This window comes from Bradyrhizobium lablabi, assembly GCF_018131005.1.
GTDB classification, from domain to species: Bacteria; Pseudomonadota; Alphaproteobacteria; order Rhizobiales; family Xanthobacteraceae; genus Bradyrhizobium; species Bradyrhizobium lablabi_D.
Genome location: NZ_JAFCJK010000002.1, coordinates 520,743 through 541,169, shown reverse-complemented (window position 1 = coordinate 541,169; position 20,427 = coordinate 520,743). Strand labels below are relative to the sequence as shown.

Below are 20,427 nucleotides of genomic sequence, written 5' to 3'. Positions count from 1 at the left end.
GTGCGAGCCCGCAAACAACGCGAATTCCCCCGCAACTTGCACAGCGCCGTGGCGTGGTCTTGTTTCGCGGTCACGCTGGATTCGCGACGGCAGACGGGCCACGCTCGAGCCGCGCGACAGACATCGCTCCATTCCCCGCGCAGCCCCAGGGTCAACATCTCCGCTGTCAGTTAGCGTACCGCGCAAGGCTGGGCGCTCAATGCTGATGAGTTGCAAAAACATGCTCGATCGTCTCAGCCAGCTCCGGAGCGATTGCGCCCTGCCCTGGCCGACGTCGTTGACGCGAACGCTGACCGAACGAGGAATGGCGCACCGAGGCCGGGTCGATCGTGGACGATGGAGCCAATGGGCTGCGTGCGAGATCCCATTCAGGGGGCCATCCGCTCCCCGCATTTGCAGCCTCACCGATACGATGGGGCATAAAAGCGAGCGCCCGCGGCATTACTGGCTGTCGACAACGATCATAGAGTTAGGGCGTGCATACAGCGCACTCAACATAGGAAATCATGGCAATGAGCTCTTTCAATCGTTCTGGCCCCTGCGCGCCGATCCATCTCGTCCTGCCCCTCCTCGGTTCTGCGGTGGCGTTCCTGTCGCTGATTTCGGCGTTCGGTGTCGTCCTCGCCGTCACGCATTGACCTGTGGCAGTGCGTCTACCCGGCGGCTGTCGGAGCCGCAGAGACAATTGCAAAAGCGCGACTGGGCACCATTTCAATCCGAACTCGAATTTCGCGAGGGAGATGGTCTCGGTCGGGCGCATTCTGATGGTGACATTACGCCGGCGATGAGCGATCGCAATGGTCCGATGCAACGTCAATGACCGCGAGGCAGATATTGGAGATTGGCTCATGCACACAGGCGCATTTCTGATCGCCTTCGCTGCTGCCGGCGTCATGGGCTTCGCCAACCAGCGCGGGGGCACGTGTACTGTGGCTGCCCTGGATGAAGTCGTGGTCAAGGGGACCTTCAAGCGACTGATCTCATTATTCGAGGCATCGCTCTGGGCCGGTGCGGGACTGGTGCTGCTCAGCGCCACAGGCATGCTCGCCTCGGCGCCGGTGGATTATGCCGTTGGCATCGGGACGATACTGGGGGGCTTCCTGTTCGGCATCGGCGCATTCGTGAACGGGGCTTGCGTATTCGGGACTGTCGCGCGGCTGGGCTCCGGACAGCTATCTTACCTTGCCATGCCTCTTGGATTCTATCTCGGCAGCCTCGCGGGCGTACATCTCCCCGCTCCGGCGCAACTGCACGGCACATCACCGGTGATCACCGCCTCGGCGTGGCTCGCCGTTCCGGTCATCCTGCTGATCCTCGCGCGTCTCTATACCCACTTCCGTTCGATGCGGCAGATCGGCCGTAGCCTGTCGGACCACATCTGGCGACCGCATGTTGCGACGACAATCATTGGCGTCACCTTCGTGGTCACGATGGCGGTCCAACCGAATTGGACCTATTCCGAAGTCCTGAGCGACCTGGCGAGTGGTACAGCGTCCGGCCTGTTGTCGAAGATTATCCTGGGCATCGTCCTTCTTGCGGGCGCCATGGCCGGCGGCGTGACTGCAGGCCGCTTCAAAGTTGCCAGGACTGGCCTCGCAAGCGCGGCTCGTCATCTCGCAGGCGGCGCGCTCATGGGCGTTGGAGGGCTGCTGATCCCGGGCGGCAACACCGGATTGGCGCTGGCCGGGTTACCTCTGCTTTGGCCTTACGCGTGGCTGGCATTTGCGAGCATGTGCATGACGATCTACATTGCGCTTCGCCTGAAGAGCTGCAGCAAGCGCGCCGCTGCGGCCGCGCGCGAAGGAACGCTCCTCGATGGGAAGCCCGGTTAACCTACGAATTTGACGCCGAACGTCTTGCCGCGGCGCCAGACAACCTCGCAGGCTCGCCCGGCCCGGGCGTCGCGCGAAAACGCCAGCCGCAACCTTGCCGGCAGGGTGTTGGCGTCCTGGATGGTGATCTTGGCGCCCGAGGACGACATGTCCTCGACCACGCAGGGACGCGCGGCGAATCCGCCCTCGAGCGTGATCCATCCGGATTGGCGCAGCGATCGGCGCGCGTCGCGCTTTTTCGTCCCTGGAGCCATCTGCGATACCCGATGGAATCGCTAAAGCGCGATGAGATCAGGATCAATCATCATCGCGCGTTAGCTTGTTGTTCGCGCATGATCTCCGCGCAATCGCTACGCGTTTGTCGCGAGGCAAAACCGCTACACACTTTTCCGGATCATGCTTTACCTCATGTTGCTTAAGGAGGGGTTGCGAAATCGCGGCAGATTTGAATGATTGATCGCCAGACGCGCGGGACCCGAGATGCCATGACACCCTTGACCGCATGTACCGTTGCAGTGATCCTCATGAGCTTTCCGGGTATCGTGAGAGCGCAGGTGGACTGCAATGCTTTTCCCGCGGGACCCCAGCGCACTGACTGCTACATCGGCTTGAGCCGCATCTATCAGGGGCAATCGGACGTTGCCGCCGGCCGTGCACGCGTTCAGTCAGACGCCGCGTGGTATCGGGCAATTACGGGAACAGACCCACCAAGACGTAAATCGCATCGTCGAAAGTAGAGGCCGCACATGCTGCGTCATCCTTGCGGCAGCACGGCGATACGTGTACCGCCCAAGCAAAAGCGAAGGAAAAGGAAATCCATTATGCAGTTGTCGAAAGTCGCTGCTCTAGCGCTCATCGTCGGAGCCACAGGCTCAATGTCCGTGTCGCCGGCCCGGGCGGCTTCTGATTGTCCAAGACTGATAGAACTCGCAGACTGGGGCGAGAACTCGACCGGCGACATCAGCGTCACGTCCGGAGGAAGTTGCCTGTTTCCGATCACGATACGTGGCACAGTGAGCAGTTCGGAGATTCTGCAAAAGCCGGCCCACGGCAAGTTGAAAAAGCGCAATCCGACCACCTACGAATACAAGACAAAGGCCAAATATAAGGGAAGCGATACTTTTGCCATCAAGGCGACCGGTCAGGGACCGACGGCTTCCGGCACGTCCGTAATTACAGTGACTGCGACGATCAAATAGTCTTCGCGGTACCGATCGCATTGCCGCGCCTGGCCCACGCGCCGTTGAGCACGGCAAGCAAGATCTTCGTCGATCGGAAGCTCGAGCTGGTGTCTTGTGCCGGGTGACCTTGATGCGCGATCAGCGCTGCCGGCCTGCCGCTCCACCGAAAGGCGCAAGGCCGACTGACATGGGTCTGACATGCGCGCACCAATGCCGACCCATAGGAGCCAGTGTGGGCTGCGGGGCATGTACCGTCAACCTAACCGGCCTGTGTTGTCGCGGACGAACGTCAGCCCTCGGGCGCCCCTGCCATCCGCATGCCTTCGATTTCGCGTTGGCTGTAGGCAAGAAAGGTCGGATTGTCGCTCCGTGCTTTCGTGGCTTCACTCCACCGACGAATGGTGAAACGCGGATCGAGCGCAAGCCCCACATGCGCCGCAGCACCGGGATCGCCGCCGATATTCGCAAACGGCAGCACCACGATGGACAGACGCGGAGTTGAAGTTGGCGGTGGAGCGGTTTGATGAGCATTCGCGTCCAGACCAACCGCAAAGGCACGGATCGGACGGGCGATGTTCTTGAAGGTCTGCTCGCCTAGATCGGTGAACTCGACCGGGACGTTGCCGCGAACCTGTTCGTAAGCGGATGACGAGATACAAATGCCACCCGGTTCAGGGATGCCCTCAAGCCGCGCGGCGACATTGACGCCATCCCCGAGAATGTCATCGCCCTCAATCAGGATGTCGCCGAGGTTGATCCCGATCCGAAGCAGCATTCGCCGGTCCTCGGGGACACCGCTGTTCCGCTCGGCCATCACCGCCTGCATAGCCACCGCACACTCGACCGCATCGACTACCGAGGGAAACTCAAGCAGCACACCGTCCCCCGTGGACTTAACGAGGCGGCCGCCATGTTTCGCCACAAGAGCGTCGGTAACCTTGCGGTGTTCGCGGAGGGTGCGGGCGGTGCCGACCTCGTCGAGCCCCATGAGCCGCGAATAGCCCGCAACGTCGGCTGCGACTATGGCCGCCAACCTGCGTCCGACCCGAGCTGGCTGTTCCTGCTCCATGGCTGAGCTGCCCCGGCGACACCATCCTTGCCGGGATGCCGCCTGGCGCCAGTCTGGGCTTAGGGCGGCCTCTCGTCAACAAATGGCATCCGTGGCCCGCACGTCTTTGTCCCGTAGCTCATTGGCATTCCCTTTGCTCCACGGCGAGATGGGCAGCGAGCGCGTCCCAAAACAGACCAACGCAGAGGCTACCAATGGCGAACTCGTATCTAATTGCGACGCCCCGGAGAACCGCAGCGATCACCGGGTTACAAATCGCGACCTTGATCGGGAGCCTCTCGCGCTCGGTGGAGCTGCTCACGGCCGACATTGAACGCGAGGAAGCACTGGCTGGAATGCGCGACTTGGCGGACCCGGCCTATCCGGTGTTGGCGCGAAGCCTGAGGAAGCGAAGGGAGAACATTGGGACTACCATTGCCATGCTGGAGAACCTTCGGGTGCCTAACGATCACGCAGTAGATACGACAGGACATGAGGAGGCGTAGCGTAGGAGTGTCTGTTACGCGTCCGTTGTGGAAAGCCACCAGCCGTCACCCGCAAACCAGCAACTGTCGTCGGGTGATCCGTCGAGGTGAAGCGAGCGCACACGATCCCAATTCTTTGAAAACGCCTCCGTTAGCCGGCGACCTGCTTCTTCGTCCTGAAGGCCCACGCAGCCGATGAATGCGGCGCGAGTTACGAACCTCGCCGACCACGCGGAGCCTTGATCGGGCCGTGTGATGAGCAGCATGCCTCCGAAAACCCCCGTAGGAGCTAGTGGAAACAGCAGCCGTCCACCAGGACGCAATGCGTCGAGCCAGGTTCGGCTCGGCTGCGCGGCTCCCGCGCAAACGTAGATCAGGTCCGCTTGCGGCAGGTCCGTGGCGATGCCCGATTGCATGCGCACCTCGACCTGACGCTGTTCGCTAAGATTCTTGCTGGCCCGCGCCGCCAACGCTTCATCGATCTCATAGGCGTACACTCGGCCCTCAGGGCCGACCAAATGCGCGAGGATGGCCGTGTAGTAGCCGCTGCCCGCTCCGACCTGCACAACAGTCTCGGCCTCTTTGATGTTGCAGGCTGCCAACCAACACGCGTGCCAACGGGGCTCCCCTATGTTGATCCCTCGCGCCCGATCTAGTGCAACGAGCAGGTTTTGATAGAGATATGCCGGATCATCGTCCGGCGTCTGCACGTAGGGGTGGCCACCAAGACCCGTCCACCACGGCCCCGGTCCAGCGAAGGGCTCGCGCCTCACCGAGCGAAATGCCTCCTCGACGCGGGGATCATCGAGCCTGGCCGCGGTACAAACGAGCTTCGCATAGAAAGAGCGATATTTTTCCGAGCCATCCACCGTGCGGCCTCTTAGAGCTGCGCTGAGATCCCGAACCAACTTTATATTACGATGGGTCCACCGGGAACTTGACGCAAAAGTTCTTCGCTGGCGACGTGAGCAGGCCCTTCGGCTATGGGGTCATTCACGACCGAGCGGCGAGAGCAGCAATTCCTGTCAAGTCCGCTATGCCGCTGATGCGCGCTGCGGCGCAGCGCGTTGCGGATATCAGGCTGCCGCCGTTAGCCTCTCCACATCAACGTACGCGCGACAAGCATGGCCCCCGAAGAAAAAGAACGTCGTCGAAGTCCAGGCAACAAGCCGATGCAACGAGACGCGTGAGGAGCGTCACCGGGCGCAGTCGGATCGGCGGAGTGGCGCCACCGATCCGACATGGCTCGCTCAGGCGACCTTGGTTAGATGACCTAACCCGAGCGCCTCGACGACATTTGCCTGCACGCGCGCCGTCTGCGCGTTCACGGTATCAGATCCGAATGCCGCGCCGACCACGGTGCGCGCGGGGCGGCCGCCCTTCGGCAGCGCCACGAGTTTGGCGATTGCCTCGGCGACGTCGTGGGAATTTGGAGCGTCGGGGGCTTGAAACCTTGTCATGAAGTGCTTGAAAATGGCGCTTGGAATCTCTCCGACCGTCCCGTAGGCCGCGATCCGGTCAGTATCGGCGGGCTGCTGAACGTTCTCGTAAAACGATGTGGGATAGGCGCTCGGCTGCACCAGGACGACATCGATGCCGAGTTGCGAGACCTCATAGCGGAGGCTGTCAGTAAGTGCCTCAACTGCGAACTTGCTCGCGCCGTAGATGCCGAAGAAGGGGAACGTCACGCGGCCCAGGACCGAGCCAACGTTGACGATCAATCCCGCGTGCTGGTCACGCATCGTTGCCAGCACCGCGCGGGCGGTGCGCAGAACGCCCACGACGTTGGTGTCGAATACGATCTTGGCCTGGTCCGGCGTAAAGGCCTCGGTGACCCCGGCCGACCCGATGCCGGCATTGTTGACGAGCACATCGATACGCTTCGTGCGCTTCAGCACCTCCTGCACGCCCTGGTCGACCGAGGCATCGTTGCTGACATCGAGTTCGACGACGCCGATGCTCTGTTTGCGGAGAGCCTCTGCATGAGGCCGGTTCTTCCCTTGCGGATCGCGCATTGAGGCGAACACGGTATGGCCGGCGCGAGCCAAGGTTTCCGCCGTGTCGCGGCCAAAGCCGGTGCTGGCACCAGTGATCAGAATCGTCTTAGACATGATTAGTTCCTTGCGATGGGCTGTGGGTTAGCCAAGGCGGCGCCCAAGACACTGACGATTCTCATGGCGATGCTCCTTGCGTTAACGAAGCCGTAGCGTTCGTTGACATTTCAGTTGTCGCACCGCGGAACGAAATTTTCCAATAGCTGGCATGTATGGCTTCCATAGCGGTGAGGAATACGGCTGCACCGGTCCTGTCACATCCCGCCGCATAGCCGACACACTCCGGTAGGGGAGGAAGTCATCCGCCGCATCGCCGAGAATCTTCGGTGCGCTCACCTCGGGAGAAGCGATCCCGGAAGCCTTGGGCCTTCGCAACGTGTCCGATTGTTGCAGGCGCTCGCCCGTCTTGCTGCGGACAATCCCTACTTTAGACCCGGGGAACGTACGCCGGCCGCCTTCAAGGCGCTCGGCCAACCCGACATGGCTCCGCAGCTCAAGAAGCGTTTGCAGGGCAACGATGCACCTTTCGGGATCAAGCGCCTTATCCTTGAGACTCTAAGTTCTGTGGCGCCGCTGCTGACTCGTCAGAACTAAGTCTTGGCTGTAACCACGGTCTGTGGCGTGGCCGGCGCCGTGCCGACATGCGGCGGAACTTCAGATAATCTTGCGGGCGAGACCTTCGAGCGTGGCAACGACGAGGTGACCGGGCCAGGAACAACGCTCAGCCTCGATGAACAAGCGGAGGAAATCATGCACCGTCTTCTCATGGCCGCCCTTTCAGTTTCTGTTCTCGTCACAATCGGGGCTGCATCACCTGCCGCCGCGGCGCGGGACCGCTACTGCCTGCAAGGACACCGTTGGGGCTTTCCTGGCAACTGCCAGTTTTCAACCCGTCGCCAATGCATGGCCAGCGCCTCCGGCACACGCGCCCACTGTGGGATCAATCCTCGCTATGCCCCCGCACGCCGGCAATGAGCCGCTAGCCGCTTACACTTCCGGTGACGCATGACACGCTGGAGCTCTCGCGCGCTCCGATCCCAAGAGATCGATAATTTGCACGCCCGTGTCGGCGGCGCTGAAATGCGCCAGTGCACCGCCGCCGATATGCGAAATGTCAGACCATTGGCCGCCCCGCAGCTCCCGACAGCCACGTCACATGGGCGCCTAGCTCAATTCCAGAACCATCCGCTCGTGACGGAGAGGTTATCGGTGAAGGTCCGGCCGCCCCTACCACTACTTCTGATCTGGATAAGTGCCCTCCAGGAGTTCGATCATCAGTTCCTCAAAAAATTCTGGGGTCACTTTGGCGAGCTCGAACTCCTTGATGACCGACGAATTTGGGTAGCTGACCTGACCTTTTCCAAAGGCGCTGATGTTGAGCTGCAGTTGCTTTGCACGAATGGGATCGCCGCCTTGCAGAGTGAGCGTCACCCTCGCGACGGCAGGGTCATCTTCATTCACGTCTGCATCGAACTGGAGCCCATGTCCATGGAGCTTGCCATTCACTGATTTGCGCGCGTCGGATATCCATTCCTTCGCGCGCGCCCATTGTTGAAGCACTTCAGTTAGCCGTCGCTTCGTGTCGGCCTGCGCGTTGGCGAACTGCTTGGCCTTGTTTTCCAGCTCCTCGTCAACAGTCTTCTTTCGTTCCAGGACTGCTTCCAGACGCTTCGAAAGTGCATCGTCCATTTGTCCCTCCGATCATGGTGGGACGCGGACGCTAGCACGCCAAGCGCAAGTAGCGTCAACTTTCGTCAGCTTTATCCTTCGTGAACGCGTCGGGCGGCGGGTTCTTCTTCAGCTTCTCGGCGGCGCGTCAGGCGGCCGACATGCCACGAAAAACCCGGCAGGTAGCAATCTGCCGGGCAATTCGAAAACATCAACTGGTGATAGAACACCTGGATTAAAGGCCAAAACACGTGACGAGGGAATGAAGATTCTTCTCCGTAAGACTTCGGAGCCCCCACCGGTGAGCACGGGCGTGCACAGGCGGGAGCACCTGCGAAACAGCCACCAATCAGCCGGGCCTGGTCGCCGCACGCCGGCCTAGAACCCGCCGGGCGTGGACCAGGCGAGCCTTTGGGTTTGTGGGCAATCAAACCACCGCGGAACGAGCTGGCTGCTTTTGGGTGGACCACGCTGGCCCAACGTTTACTAATGACCAAGGACCGGCCTTGAACTGCTGTGTCCCGGGACGATGCCTGATGCATTTGGCGGTCAGTGAGGCTAACATGTGGCCGATGACCGATGACAAGGTGAAACGGCGACTGACCACCGTCCTGTGCGCCGATGTGCACGGCTATTCTCGCCTCATGGGAGCAGACGAAGCGGGAACGCTGGGGACGCTGCGCCGCTACCGCAGCGCGATTGCAGGATTGGTCGAGCGCCATGACGGGCGGATCGTGAATACTTGGGGCGATGCCGTGATCGCCGAGTTCGCCAGCGTTGTCGAGGCCGTGCAGTGTGCGGTCGAGATTCAGCAGGAAATTTCCAATCAGGTTTCGGACCCACCTCACGCACACCAGATGCGGTTTCGCATCGGCATCAATCTAGGTGATGTGATGGTAGACGGTTCCGACATCTTTGGCGACGGGGTTAACATCGCGGCGCGGCTGCAAGAACTCGCCGAGCCCGGGGGCGTCGTGGTCTCCGCTTCCGTTTACGATCAGGTGCACAACAAAATATCCTTTGGCTTTGACTGTCTCGGCCAGCAACAGATGAAGAACGTTGCTCCCGTAATCAGCTATCGAGTGACCATGGGCGGCCGAGCCGCCGGGCGCCCTACTTCCCAAGCTGGGGCAGTTGCAGCCTCGGAAGCTGGCGCTCAACGCACTCGCAGCCGATACGAGGCCTCAACCTGGCTGACCTTCATCTCGGATCAGTTAGAGAACCTGCCTCGCCCCATTGCCGTAACTCTCACGGTTTCGGGCTTCCTGATTCTGATCAATATTTTTTCCGGTCTGCACAAAATCTGGTTCCATTGGCCGGTCGCAGCATTGCTCTTCATGGGCATCCTGCTGACAGTGCTCCGACACAGACCTGCTTCCGACGCAAATGGGGAGCGGCGGAGGAGTCGGGAGTGAGCAGTTCGGCAACTGCAAACGCTTTCTTCGTGCCGAACTGAATGTTTCGAAAGGCTCGGCGTGGGTTCAGCGGCACGTGCTGCAGATATCGGCCCGACGATCGCTGCGCTGCAGGCGGCCGGCGCTACGTCATTGCGGGCTATTGCAGCTGGCTTCAATGCGAAAGGCATCCCGACATCGTGCGGCGCCGGCAACCGGACCGCGACGCAAGTGGGGCGTGTTAGGCGTCATCTTCTTGGACGAGAGGGTTAGTCATGTTCCGTAAAGTGACGATCGCGTTGTTGGCGACTGCGGCGCTTGGAATGCTTGCACCCGACGTTGTGTCGGCGCGCGGTGGTGGCGGTGGCTTCGGTGGGGGCATGGGTGGCGGCTTTGGTGGTGGCATGCGCGGCGGCAGCTTCCACGGCGGCGGCTTCCACGGCCGTGTTTTCCACGGCGGCTTCGGTAGAAGTGGTCACGCCGCTAATGGCGGCCGTTTTCGCGGCGCGGCGATTCGCGGGCGCGGATTTCGAGACGGATTCCGGGAAGGATTCCGGGCCGGCATGATCGCCCGAACCAGCAACTTGGCGATTCGCACGAGGGTCATAAATGGGCAGAGAACCAGGGTGCAGTGTTTCACGTCGGACTGCCGCGCATGGCATAGTTGGACGGAATAGCCATACAGGCCGCCACCGGCTTTCCTGGCCTTCGTGAAGGCACCGGGTGGAGGCGGTGAGCGCTGGTGAATGCTGGAAATCGATGAAACGCGCGTCCTGGAAAAACCCCAGCTCGGAGGTCAAGAGCTGGGGTTTCCAGGGGTCGCCACTATCGAGCCCCGGCCGTCCAGCGCGCCGGTCAGGGAGGTAGCGCCTCCACCGAAGACGGTCCGCCGCCATCGCCCGCCTGCCCGCGAGCCGGTCCGCACTTGCGCGATCCTAAGGGGCGGTCCAGATCCCGACCCCGATAATTATCCCGCACACAACTATGATCAACAGGTCGATCGACAGCCATCGAGGTACGCGCGCTCGGGACAACATGGCTTGAACCCTCCGTAGATCACATCCTGCAACGGAATGGCGCAAGCCATCGTGACCTAGTTCACTGGCAAGGACCTGCGTCCGGCCAGTCGTCTACCGCCGATCGGCCAACGGCATCCGGCGGACGGCCAGCGGCCCCCACATTCGATGTCCGTTCGCGACTCGTCTCAGGCGCTTGACCGCCCGCCCAATCGGGCGCGGATGTCCGGCTTGAGCACCTTGCCCACCTTGGAGCGCGGCAGTTCATCCCAGACCTCGATCTGCTTGGGCGTCTTGACGCTGCCGATCCGCTCCTTGACGAAGGCGGCCAATGCGGTTGCGTCGATCTCTTGGCCGATGCGCGGCTGCACGACGGCGACAATCCGCTCTCCCCATTTGTCGTCGGGTAGCCCGATCACCGCGCAGTCCTGCACAGCCTCATGCGCCCGCAGCGCGTTCTCGACCTCGATCGAGTAGACGTTGAAGCCCCCGGTGATGATCATGTCCTTGGCGCGATCGACGATATAGAGGTAACCGTCCGCGTCGATGTAGCCGACGTCGCCGGTGTGGTGCCAGCCATGCGCTGATGCTTCGGCGGTCGCTTGCGGATTCTTGTAATAGCCGTCCATCACCAGCGAACCGCGCACCACGATCTCGCCGCGTGCGCCGGTCGGCAGCAGATGTCCCTCGCCATCCATTATGCCGGCCTGGACCAGCGGGCTGATCCGCCCGGCCGAGGATAATCGTTCCATCGCGATCGTGCCGTCCGCGCTGTAATGCTCGTCCGGCGCCATCATCGAGATCATCATCGGCGCCTCGGTCTGGCCGAACAGCTGCGCCATCGGTCCGATCCGCTGCAACGCCTCGGCGAGGCGCGATGCCGAGATTGGCGCAGCGCCGTACCAGAAGCACTGCAACGAGCCGAGCCTGTCGCGGTCGAGCTTCGGGTGGTCGAGCAGCATGTAGATCACGGTCGGCGGCAGGAAGGTGTGGGTAACGCGGTAACGCTCGATCAGATCGAGGAACTCGCCGATATCGGGGTGATGCATAATCACGATCCTGCCGCCGAGTGCCATGATCGGAAAACACAGCACGCCGGCCGCATGCGTCAGGGGCGCCAGCGCGAGATAGATCGGACGACCCTTGAAGGGATAGCCCATCAGCGTCAACGCGGTCATGGTCTCGATGTTGCGGCCCGACAGCATGACGCCCTTCGGCGTGCCGGTGGTGCCACCGGTACCCGGGATCATCGCGAGATCGTCGATCGTCTCGCGCTGATAATGATCGCCTGCGAGGCCGGCGAGCCAGCCGTCGAACGAAGGCGCAAAGGACAGCTCGCTATCGAGACAGACCAGCGCACGCAGCTTGGGCAGATCCGGACGTACCGCCTCGACCATCGGCGCGAAGCTCGAATGGAACAGCAGGAGGCTGCAATCAAACTGATCGAGGATGAATTTGTTCTCCGCCGCCTCGTTGCGCGGATTGATCGGGCACCAGACGGCAGCAGCGCGCGAGATGCCGAACACACAGGCGAACGCGAGCGGGTCGTTGCCGGACAGGATCGCGACCTTCTCCCCGGGCACGACGCCCGATCGGTCGAGCCCGCGCGCGATGCGATAACTGAGCTGCTGCACCTCGCCATAGCTGAGGTCGCGTCCATCCATGGTGAGGCACGGCGCGTCGGGGCCGAGCGAGGCACCTTTGTCCAGATAGTCGATGAAGCGCATGGTCGCTCCCGAAGCGGCGGTGGATGACGCGGAGAACCGCATCACCCACGACTTAACTAATCGTGCACGGTCAGAATCGGCTTGCCAACGAGCCCGAAGCTGCGCAGTTGCCCGAGCAGCTCGCGATGGCCGAACGCCTGGCAGCCGGAGGCGAATCCGGTGCGCTTGGGCGGCTGCTGCAGCAGGTGCGCAGCGGCATAGGCCTGCAACAAACCGGTCTGCTTGTAGTTGCTGTTGCCGTAGATGATGCAGTGCGCGCGCCCCAACGGGCCGGAGGCATGCACCGAATCCATCGACTTGTTGACGCGCGGGTTCTCGCGAGGCGGCATGGTGTTCATCACGCCGGCTGCGGTCTGCGCCAACGCGGCATAGCGGTCGTCGGGGTTCATGTCCTTGGTTGCCTCCAGCGCGGCGGCGACGATCTGCGGCACGCCTAGCATCAGCGCGCGGTTGAACACTCCGCCCAGCACCTTCACGTTGGCCACGCGCGGATCGCGCTTGAACCACACTGGGTGCGAGGTGCCGCCCCAAGGCAGCGCCAGCGCCAGCTCGTGCTGGCCGGGGATGGCGAGGTTGTAGAGGCCGGCATCGGGCTGATGCTCGACGTACTTGTTCTGCTCCAGGTAGTAGGCCTTGGCCATCGCGGCGTTGACCAGGATGGTCTGCGTCGAGGCGATGGTCGGGCTCCCGCCCCAGAACACGGCGATGTCAAGCGTGTCGAGGCCGGGCGTCTCCAGACACAGCTGCGCGGCGATCTCGCCCGTGGTGTACATCTGCGCGATGCCCGGCGCCAGCAGCAGGCCGGCATCGGCGAACTTCGTGCCCCACTCCTGATCGAGCGTGATCAGCCAGTCCTGCTCGCCGGTGGTGTCTGTGTAGTGGCACTTGGAAGCCAGACAAGCCTGTACGACTTCGCCGCCGAACTTGGCGAAGGGGCCCACGGTGTTGAGCACCACCGAGGCGCCATTGAACAATTCAGTCAGCGCGGCCACGGTGTGGCGCACCGCCACCACCTGGTAGTCGGCGGTCTCGATGCCGGCCACGTTGGACTTCATCGCGGCTTCGAGCTTCTCAACGCTGCGGCCGGCGGCGATGAAGGGAATATTGTACTCGCGCAGATATTCGCAGACCAGCCGGCCGGTGTAGCCGGAAGCGCCATAGACGATGACGGGCTTCTTCTCGCTCATTGAGATCCTCCGAAATGCTTGTTGTCGACTTGTTGCTACATGCCCATGCCGCCATCGACGGGAAGGCCGATGCCGGTTATGAAGCGCGCCTCGTTCGAGCACAGGAAGACCGCGGCGTCGCCGATGTCGGTGACTTCGGCGAGACGGCCGAGCGGGGTCTGCTCGACCACCGAGCCGACCGCCGCGCTGACGTCGGCCGCGAGCCCGACTTTGACGATGTCGTTGGCGAGCTGCATGCCCATGTCGGTCGGGATCAGGCCAGGATAGATGCAGTTCACGCGCACGCCGTAGCCGAGCTTGCCGGCTTCCATCGCGCCGACCCGCGTCATGCGGTCGACGGCGGATTTCGTGCCCGAATAGACCGCGATGCTCGGAAACGCGATCGTCGCCGCGACGGAGGCGATGTTGACGACAGCGCCGCCCTTGCCGGCCGGCCCGTTCGGGCGCATGGCACGGAATGCGTGCTTCATGCCGAGCACCGTGCCGACGATGTTGACGTCGCACATCCGCCGCGCGTCCTCGGCCCCGACTTCGGAGATAAGCGACGTGATCTCGATGCCGGCATTGTTGATGAGGATATCGTAGCCGCCGAGCGTGCCGACGGTCTGCGCTACCGCCCGCTCCCATTGCGCGTCGTCGGTGACGTCGAGTCCGACGAAACCGGTCGGAACACCTTCCTTGGCGATCGCGGTCGCGCTGGCGCGCCCGGCCTCCTCGAGGATATCGGCGATCATGATCGAAGCTCCAGCGCGCGCCAGCGCCTGCGCGATCGCGGCGCCGATTCCTCGGGCGCCACCGGTGACCAGGGCTTTCCTGCCCGCAAGGCTCTGCCTACTCATGACGTGCTCCTCCGTTGCTGGTGATGTGAATTTGCGCTGCGGGCTGATGGCGGCGAGCGCCGGGGTGGCGCGGCGCGATCGCAACCGCGAGCCATGACCAAGTCGGGTGGGTGCGACGTAAGCACCCGCGAATCTTCCTCCCTGAGCGGACGTCTTGACGACTGTCCAAATTTGGTTAGCCGAGCCTCGGCTGGAATCTTGACACTTGTCAAGGTAAATTTGACACCTGTCAAAGAACGTGTTTCGAGAGGCTGGAGCAATCCGAGCCTGGCGCGGCACGGTTCGTGAACGCGTCGGCGATCGATGACCGGTATTGAGGGAAGGAACAGGATGGCGCGGCAAACGACGGGAGCGGCTCAGCGGATAGCCGTAGCGGTTGCGGCGCTAGGCGAAGAGAAGTTCAATGCGCGACGGATCGAGCTGGCCGATGCCGCGCTGGAAACGCTGGGAGAGCTCGGCTTCGCGCGCACCAGCCTGCGCGAGATTGCGCAGAATTCCGCGTTCACCCACGGCGTCTTTCACTACTACTTCAGCAACAAGCTCGATTTGATCTGCTGCTGCGTCCGCCACTACAAGGCCAAATGCGTGACGCGGTACGACGAAGTGGTCGCGACTGCGCAGAGCCGCGACCAGTTGACCGAAGGCTTCCTCGCCAAGCTCACGGAAACTTTGCGGACCGAAGCGCGCATGCACCGGCTCTGGTACGATTTGCGCTCGCAGGCGATGTTCGAGGCTGCGTTCCGCAAGGACGTGCTGGAGATCGACAAGAGCCTGGAAGCGATGATCTGGCGGATCGCCTCACGCTATGCGGAATTGGGAGGTACACGTCCGGCATCTTCGCCGGCGGCCCTCTATGCGCTGTTCGACGGCCTGTTTCAGAGCGCGTTGCTCAAGCATCTCGCAGACGACGAGAAGGCGATCCCCGAGTTGCTCGCCGAAGTCCGTCGTCTGCTGCCGACGATCTGCTAGGGTTGGCTGAAGCCATCGACCGGCATCAAGCGGCCGAAGGGCAAAGAGATCAGGGCTTGGACGGACGCCGAGCTCGTGGGGTCACACTGGGTAATCCCAAGCTCCATACGGCCCGCAAGAACGCTGTGGAGGCCGTGAAGACCGAGGCGGATCGCTACGCAGCCAATGTGCTGCCAATCATCCGTGAAGCCCAGAAGGCAGGCGCGCGTACCCTCAGGGAAATTGCAGAGGCGCTCAACGCACGGGGCATCGCCACAGCGCGCGGTGGGCAATGGTACGCCCAGAGCGTCGCGAACATCCTTGAGCGAGCATAGGAGCAAACCAAGTCCTTATCGAACGGTTCTCGTGCTGCAGCGCCCCACCACCGCTTGTTCGAATGGGTCCCTCCTTAGGGGCACCTACGGTGTTGGATTTGGCCCGCCCAATGGCTTCAAAATTGGCGGCTTCGCTGGCAAGCGCCTGCCGAGCTGAAGCGCGCCGCGTAGTTGACACAGGGAGCGAGGGGATACACCGGGGTCATTCGGGCAACCCCGCCTTCCGAAGCCCCTCAATCAACAGCTTTGCGTTCGATTGCCCGCCCCGAGCAATCCACGCCGATATTGTAAAGGAGGGATCGATCTCAAGCCCATGCGCCGCCGCGTCGTGCGCCTCAGCGTCACGTCCGAGATGGGCGAAGGCGGACGCGAGGCAGCGGTAAGTTGCCACATAGAGCTTCTGACGAAGGGCTTTCTTCCCTACGACAACCGCCTCGTCAAAGCGACGAAGCTCAATAAAGGCCATCCCGATGCCAGTAAGCGGCATGTGCAGCCGCGGGTCTACCGGGCTCATGCGAATGGCGCGTTCAAAACTCCGGATCGCTTCCTCCGGCAGTCCCGCAATTCTATAGACCTGGCCTCTGCAGTTCCACGTGTTAAATGAATTTGGGTTGAGCGCAACCGCCCGGTCCGCCATTTCGATCTCGGCTTCACTATCACCGACCATAAACGCCGCGGTGATGGAAGCCCTTGCTAACGTTTCCGGATCACCATCGTCGATGCTCAATGCCAAATGAACAAGGCGAACTGCTTCCTTGCGGTCGAATTGAGGATCGTTGGCATAGCCCAAAACGACGTTGAGCATGTGGCAGATACCTGCCATAGAAGCGGCCCAAGCAAACCCGGGGTCAACCTCCAAGGCGCGGTGGAACAGTCGGAGTGCCTCGGCCAGCCCTTCGCGGGTCGTTAGGTAATACTGCGGCATAGCACGGAGATAAAAATCATACGCAGTGAGGTTCTCCGGTCGCCGCCGCGTCGCCTTTGCAATTTCTGTTTGAAGCAATCTTGGCTCAATGGCTGAGACAACGGCGACCGTTACCTCGTCCTGGAGGGCGAAAACGTCTGTCAAGTCGCGCTCGAACCTGTCTGCCCAGATGTGTGCCCCTGTAATCGCGTCAATCAATTGCCCTATGATGCGAATCTTCCCCGCGGCTTTGCGCACCGAGCCCTCAAGGACATAGCGTACGCCGAGCCTATGTCCGACCTCTTTTATGTCGACGGCTTTGCCTTTGAACGTGAAGCTCGAATTGCGAGCGATAACGAACAACCATTTGAACCGCGAAAGCGCGGTGATGATCTCCTCGACCATTCCGTCCGCGAAGTATTCTTGCTCGGGATCGCCGCTCATGTTCTCGAATGGCAGCACCGCGATGGACGGTTTGTCGGGCAACGGCGGCGAGCTGTCAGCCTCAACAACGCGCGCGGGAGCCTCTCGCGCCTCACTCGGCGTACTCACCTGATAGGCCCTGATCGGCTCTTGGATGTTCTTCACCTGCTGAGCGCCAAGGTCCACGAAGGTCACCGGCACGACCTTCCTTACCTGATCGTACGTGGCCCCGGAGATACACACGCCTCCCGGGTTCGCCAATGTTTGTAGCCGCGCGGCTATGTTCACGCCGTCTCCGAACAGGTCCCCAGCGCGTATCATTACGTCACCGATGTGAACCCCGATGCGGAAATTGATGCTACGGTCAATCGCGAGGCCAGAGTTTACCTCGGCCAAGGCGGTCTGTGCCTCCACCGCGCACTGCACAGCCTCCACGGCGCTTCCGAACTCGGCAAGTACACTGTCGCCCGCTGTGTTGGCTATGCGGCCCCTGTGGTTCGCAATAAGCTTGTCGAGGATCGCTCGGCGCTCGGTGAGCCCCCTGAGCGTACCAATCTCATCGGCCCCCATGAGGCGGCTGTAACCCTCCACGTCCGCCGCGAAGACGGCGACGAGCTTCCGGCTGACCTCGCCAAGGTCGGACATTCGGTGCCCCGATGTGCCACCTGTGTTGCGCCGCTATCATTCCGCAATCAGGAACGGGGAGCAAGGTCGCCGGCAGTTTACGCCGATGGGGCGAGGATGGACGCCTGAAGATGAGCCTCTCCCAGGCTACTGGAGCCTAATGTGGCCCGACCCGATCCCCCCGACTCAAATGGTCTGACTTAAAGGCGTCGGCCGCCAGGAGCAGTGTACATCTCGTTCTTCCCGATCGGCCGATGCCCGCAAGGCTCCCGCCAAAGTACATAAGCTCGGACGGAGGTTCGCACGTTGAGCGAGCCGTAGCGCAGCAGCCGAGTTTATCGTACAAATAGCAGCGCGAAAGGTTAGCCTGCCATGATGCACGAGCGGCCAGTCCGGGTCGAGCGCAGGTTGTCGGCGATACTGGCGGCCGATGTGGCCGGTTATTCGCGGCTGATGGCTGATGACGAAGAGGCTACGCATGCCAAGCTGACCGCGCTGCTAACCGACGCTGTCTATCCCGCAATCACCGAACACGGCGGTCGGATCGTGAAGAACACCGGCGATGGGTTCTTGGCGGAGTTTCCGAGCGCAGTAGAAGCGATTCGGGCCGCTTTCCAGTTCCAGAGCAGCATCACGGAACTTACAATCGCAGAGGTGGAAGACCGGCGCATCGCTTTCCGAGTGGGCGTCAATATCGGCGACGTGATCGTTGAGGCCCATGATATCTTCGGAGACGGCGTCAACATCGCGGCGCGACTTGAGGGCATCGCCGAACCTGGCGGCATCTGCATCTCATCTTCCGCCTATGATCAGGTACGCGGCAAGGTCGCAGTCGAGTTCACCAATTTGGGCGAGCAGAGCCTGAAGAATATCTCGCGTCCGATACGAGCCTATGCCGTTATGCGCGATGGATTTGGTTCGGGGACACATTTTGTTGCGCATGCCGATGTGGCGACGCGTGCCGTCACAGCCGGCCAGAAATCGCGCATCATCCGCATCATGGCGGCTCTTGTCATCCTGCTGATGGCGGTCAGCGGTGCGGCCTGGTACTGGCGTGGAGCGATGGGCACAGGCGCTCGTCAATTCCACCCAGCCGCGCATCTTTCCATTGTAGTGCTCCCGTTCGCAAACCTGAGTGGTGATCCCGAGCAAGATTACTTCGTCGATGGCGTGACCGAGAGCCTGACCACGGACCTGTCACGCATCGGTGGCTCCTTCGTTATCGCCCGGAACAGCGCGTTCTCGTATAAGGGAAGACCAATCGACGTACGGCAAGTTGGCCACGAATTGAACGTCCGCTACGTGCTCGAAGGCTCAGTGCAGCGTGGCGGCAACCGGCTTCGGGTAAACGTCCAGCTGATCGATGCGGAAAGCGGCAAACATCTTTGGGCCGAGCGTTTCGAAAGGCCCGTCGTCGACCTCTTCGATATGCAGGACGAAATCGCCTCGAGGCTCGCCAACACGTTGGGCACCCAACTCGTTGCAGCTGAGGCACGACGAGCGGAACGCTCACAGCATCCCGGTGCACTGGACCTAGTCTTTCAAGGTTTTGCGTCGCTATACAAGGAGCCGACCCCTGAGCACCTGACCCAGGCGCGCGGCTTTTTCGAACGTGCCTTGGCAATCGATCCTCAAAATGCTGGAGCGCTGGTCGGCACGGCCATCGTCGAGCTCACAATAGGGGCCTCCCGGTTTACCGACGACCGGAGGGCACGGCTTGCGGCAGCCGAAGCTACTGCGACCAAAGCTCTTTCACTGGCTCCGAACTATGCGGCGGCCCACTCGGTCTTGGGTGCCACCTACATTTTAACAAACCGCGCTGCTCAGGGGATTGCTGAATGCGAGCGGGCGTTAGCGCTTGATCGTAGTTTGGCAGAAGCTCATAGCGATATCGGTTTAGCCAAGTACTTTATGGGTCGCGCTGCCGAGACCGAAGGCCATGTACTTGAGGCTCTCCGTATCTCCCCTCGCGATGTCTCTGCCTTCCGGTGGATGTTTTTTGTAGGCGCAGCCAAGCTACAGCTCGGTGCGGATGCAGAAGCCGCCGGTTGGTTGCGACGAAGCATTGAGGCCAACCACAATTATCCTCTCGCCCATTTTTGGCTTGCCGCTACTTTGGGCTTGCTCGGCGCACCGGATGAGGCGCGAAATGCTGCAAAGGCGGGACTAGGGCTCGATCCAGGCTTCACCATCCGTCGCATGCTCACCGGCAAATCAAGCTACGATCCGACCTTTGTCGCTGGGCTTGAGCGCGCCGCCATCGGCATGCGCCTCGCTGGGGTGCCCGAGGGGTAAGCCCGCAATCCCTCATTCGCGTCGAGCTTTCGATATCCTGGGTAATCCCTGAACGGCTGGGCGGGTTGGTTGGTGCTTACACATAGGTATTTCCCCAAGCGTCCCCGCAGAAACCGATGATGTCCCGGTGGTGCCGCACGAGCGATACCGAACCCTTCAGGACAGCGTGCCCTTCAGAACAACGGCGGAGCCTTCCTGAGGTCCACCGGACACTCTTGGTCGTCCCCACGGCCATCGCGGTTTCGCTAGAGGCACCCGGCCGCTCATCCTGGAGGCATAGAAGGTCGGTGCGAGCACCCCGCGGCAGATTGCTGACGCGCTGAATGTAGGGGGTACTGGCCCTGTGCACGGCTAGGCACGTTGGGTCACGCCGCGCGCTCTTACGCTCAAGAGCGGACATCGCTCAGTGAGGGTGACACTTCTGAATAGTGGCTATAAAAGACTGGCGGCTTTCGTAATCGTCAGAA

General features: G+C 61.7%; 19 protein-coding genes. 9 read left to right on the top strand and 10 right to left on the bottom strand.

Annotated features, from left to right (window positions below):
* Positions 1–512 precede the first annotated feature (512 nt).
* Together JQ553_RS34870 and JQ553_RS07545 are read left to right on the top strand one after the other, a co-directional pair.
* On the top strand, positions 513–638 hold the full coding sequence (locus tag JQ553_RS34870) for a hypothetical protein (RefSeq protein WP_283817228.1): 126 nt from the start codon (positions 513–515) through the stop codon (positions 636–638).
* 210 nt (positions 639–848) lie between these two features.
* Positions 849–1,832, top strand: coding sequence for a YeeE/YedE thiosulfate transporter family protein (locus JQ553_RS07545; RefSeq protein WP_212499268.1), 984 nt, complete (start codon positions 849–851; stop codon positions 1,830–1,832).
* On the opposite strand, the gene JQ553_RS07540 is transcribed toward JQ553_RS07545, so the two are convergent.
* Entirely contained in the window at positions 1,829–2,086 is a 258-nt protein-coding gene (locus tag JQ553_RS07540; RefSeq protein ID WP_212499267.1) for a PilZ domain-containing protein, read from the bottom strand. The genes JQ553_RS07545 and JQ553_RS07540 overlap by 4 nt on opposite strands.
* 567 nt (positions 2,087–2,653) lie before the next feature.
* Here JQ553_RS07540 and JQ553_RS07535 point away from each other — a divergent pair.
* Entirely contained in the window at positions 2,654–3,031 is a 378-nt protein-coding gene (locus JQ553_RS07535; RefSeq protein ID WP_212499266.1) for a hypothetical protein, read from the top strand.
* Between the two features lie 271 nt (positions 3,032–3,302).
* On the opposite strand, the gene JQ553_RS07530 is transcribed toward JQ553_RS07535, so the two are convergent.
* Entirely contained in the window at positions 3,303–4,082 is a 780-nt protein-coding gene (locus JQ553_RS07530; RefSeq protein WP_212499265.1) for an adenylate/guanylate cyclase domain-containing protein, read from the bottom strand.
* Positions 4,083–4,276: 194 nt separating this feature from the next.
* Here JQ553_RS07530 and JQ553_RS07525 point away from each other — a divergent pair, with 194 nt between their 5' ends.
* Positions 4,277–4,567 carry a hypothetical protein gene (locus JQ553_RS07525; RefSeq protein ID WP_212499264.1) on the top strand — a complete coding sequence of 97 codons (291 nt, stop codon included), beginning with the start codon at positions 4,277–4,279 and terminating at the stop codon, positions 4,565–4,567.
* A 14-nt stretch (positions 4,568–4,581) separates the two neighbouring features.
* On the opposite strand, the gene JQ553_RS07520 is transcribed toward JQ553_RS07525, so the two are convergent.
* Complete coding sequence (locus JQ553_RS07520) at positions 4,582–5,415, bottom strand: rRNA adenine N-6-methyltransferase family protein (RefSeq protein WP_212499263.1); 834 nt, start codon at positions 5,413–5,415, stop codon at positions 4,582–4,584.
* 381 nt (positions 5,416–5,796) lie between these two features.
* Complete coding sequence (locus JQ553_RS07515; RefSeq protein ID WP_212499262.1) at positions 5,797–6,657, bottom strand: SDR family oxidoreductase; 861 nt, start codon at positions 6,655–6,657, stop codon at positions 5,797–5,799.
* A 693-nt stretch (positions 6,658–7,350) separates the two neighbouring features.
* Between JQ553_RS07515 and JQ553_RS07510 the strand changes: the two genes are divergently transcribed.
* Entirely contained in the window at positions 7,351–7,575 is a 225-nt protein-coding gene (locus JQ553_RS07510) for a DUF3551 domain-containing protein (RefSeq protein ID WP_212499690.1), read from the top strand.
* Positions 7,576–7,833: 258 nt separating this feature from the next.
* Here JQ553_RS07510 and JQ553_RS07505 read toward each other — a convergent pair whose 3' ends face one another.
* Positions 7,834–8,289, bottom strand: coding sequence for a hypothetical protein (locus JQ553_RS07505; protein ID WP_212499261.1), 456 nt, complete (start codon positions 8,287–8,289; stop codon positions 7,834–7,836).
* A 551-nt stretch (positions 8,290–8,840) separates the two neighbouring features.
* On the opposite strand from JQ553_RS07505, the gene JQ553_RS07500 reads away from it, so the two are divergent.
* Entirely contained in the window at positions 8,841–9,683 is an 843-nt protein-coding gene (locus tag JQ553_RS07500) for an adenylate/guanylate cyclase domain-containing protein (RefSeq protein WP_212499689.1), read from the top strand.
* A gap of 248 nt (positions 9,684–9,931) precedes the next feature.
* Here JQ553_RS07500 and JQ553_RS07495 read toward each other — a convergent pair whose 3' ends face one another.
* The 4 genes from JQ553_RS07495 to JQ553_RS07480 form a co-directional block, all read right to left on the bottom strand.
* A complete protein-coding gene (locus JQ553_RS07495; RefSeq protein ID WP_212499260.1) occupies positions 9,932–10,462 on the bottom strand; it encodes a hypothetical protein in 531 nt (176 codons plus the stop codon).
* A gap of 404 nt (positions 10,463–10,866) precedes the next feature.
* Positions 10,867–12,405 carry an AMP-binding protein gene (locus JQ553_RS07490; RefSeq protein ID WP_212499259.1) on the bottom strand — a complete coding sequence of 513 codons (1,539 nt, stop codon included), beginning with the start codon at positions 12,403–12,405 and terminating at the stop codon, positions 10,867–10,869.
* Between the two features lie 56 nt (positions 12,406–12,461).
* Positions 12,462–13,592 carry a DUF5938 domain-containing protein gene (locus JQ553_RS07485; RefSeq protein ID WP_212499258.1) on the bottom strand — a complete coding sequence of 377 codons (1,131 nt, stop codon included), beginning with the start codon at positions 13,590–13,592 and terminating at the stop codon, positions 12,462–12,464.
* Positions 13,593–13,627: 35 nt separating this feature from the next.
* The gene (locus JQ553_RS07480) at positions 13,628–14,431 is read right to left on the bottom strand and encodes an SDR family NAD(P)-dependent oxidoreductase (RefSeq protein ID WP_212499257.1); all 804 of its coding nucleotides are present in this window, start codon (positions 14,429–14,431) and stop codon (positions 13,628–13,630) included.
* 330 nt (positions 14,432–14,761) lie between these two features.
* On the opposite strand from JQ553_RS07480, the gene JQ553_RS07475 reads away from it, so the two are divergent.
* Positions 14,762–15,400, top strand: coding sequence for a TetR/AcrR family transcriptional regulator (locus tag JQ553_RS07475; protein WP_212499256.1), 639 nt, complete (start codon positions 14,762–14,764; stop codon positions 15,398–15,400).
* A gap of 2 nt (positions 15,401–15,402) precedes the next feature.
* Complete coding sequence (locus tag JQ553_RS07470; RefSeq protein WP_249144019.1) at positions 15,403–15,714, top strand: recombinase family protein; 312 nt, start codon at positions 15,403–15,405, stop codon at positions 15,712–15,714.
* Between the two features lie 202 nt (positions 15,715–15,916).
* Here the strand turns inward: JQ553_RS07470 and JQ553_RS07465 are convergent, their stop codons facing one another.
* The gene (locus JQ553_RS07465) at positions 15,917–17,686 is read right to left on the bottom strand and encodes an adenylate/guanylate cyclase domain-containing protein (RefSeq protein WP_212499255.1); all 1,770 of its coding nucleotides are present in this window, start codon (positions 17,684–17,686) and stop codon (positions 15,917–15,919) included.
* A 351-nt stretch (positions 17,687–18,037) separates the two neighbouring features.
* Here JQ553_RS07465 and JQ553_RS07460 point away from each other — a divergent pair, with 351 nt between their 5' ends.
* Complete coding sequence (locus JQ553_RS07460; protein ID WP_212499254.1) at positions 18,038–19,960, top strand: adenylate/guanylate cyclase domain-containing protein; 1,923 nt, start codon at positions 18,038–18,040, stop codon at positions 19,958–19,960.
* Positions 19,961–20,427: the final 467 nt, after the last annotated feature.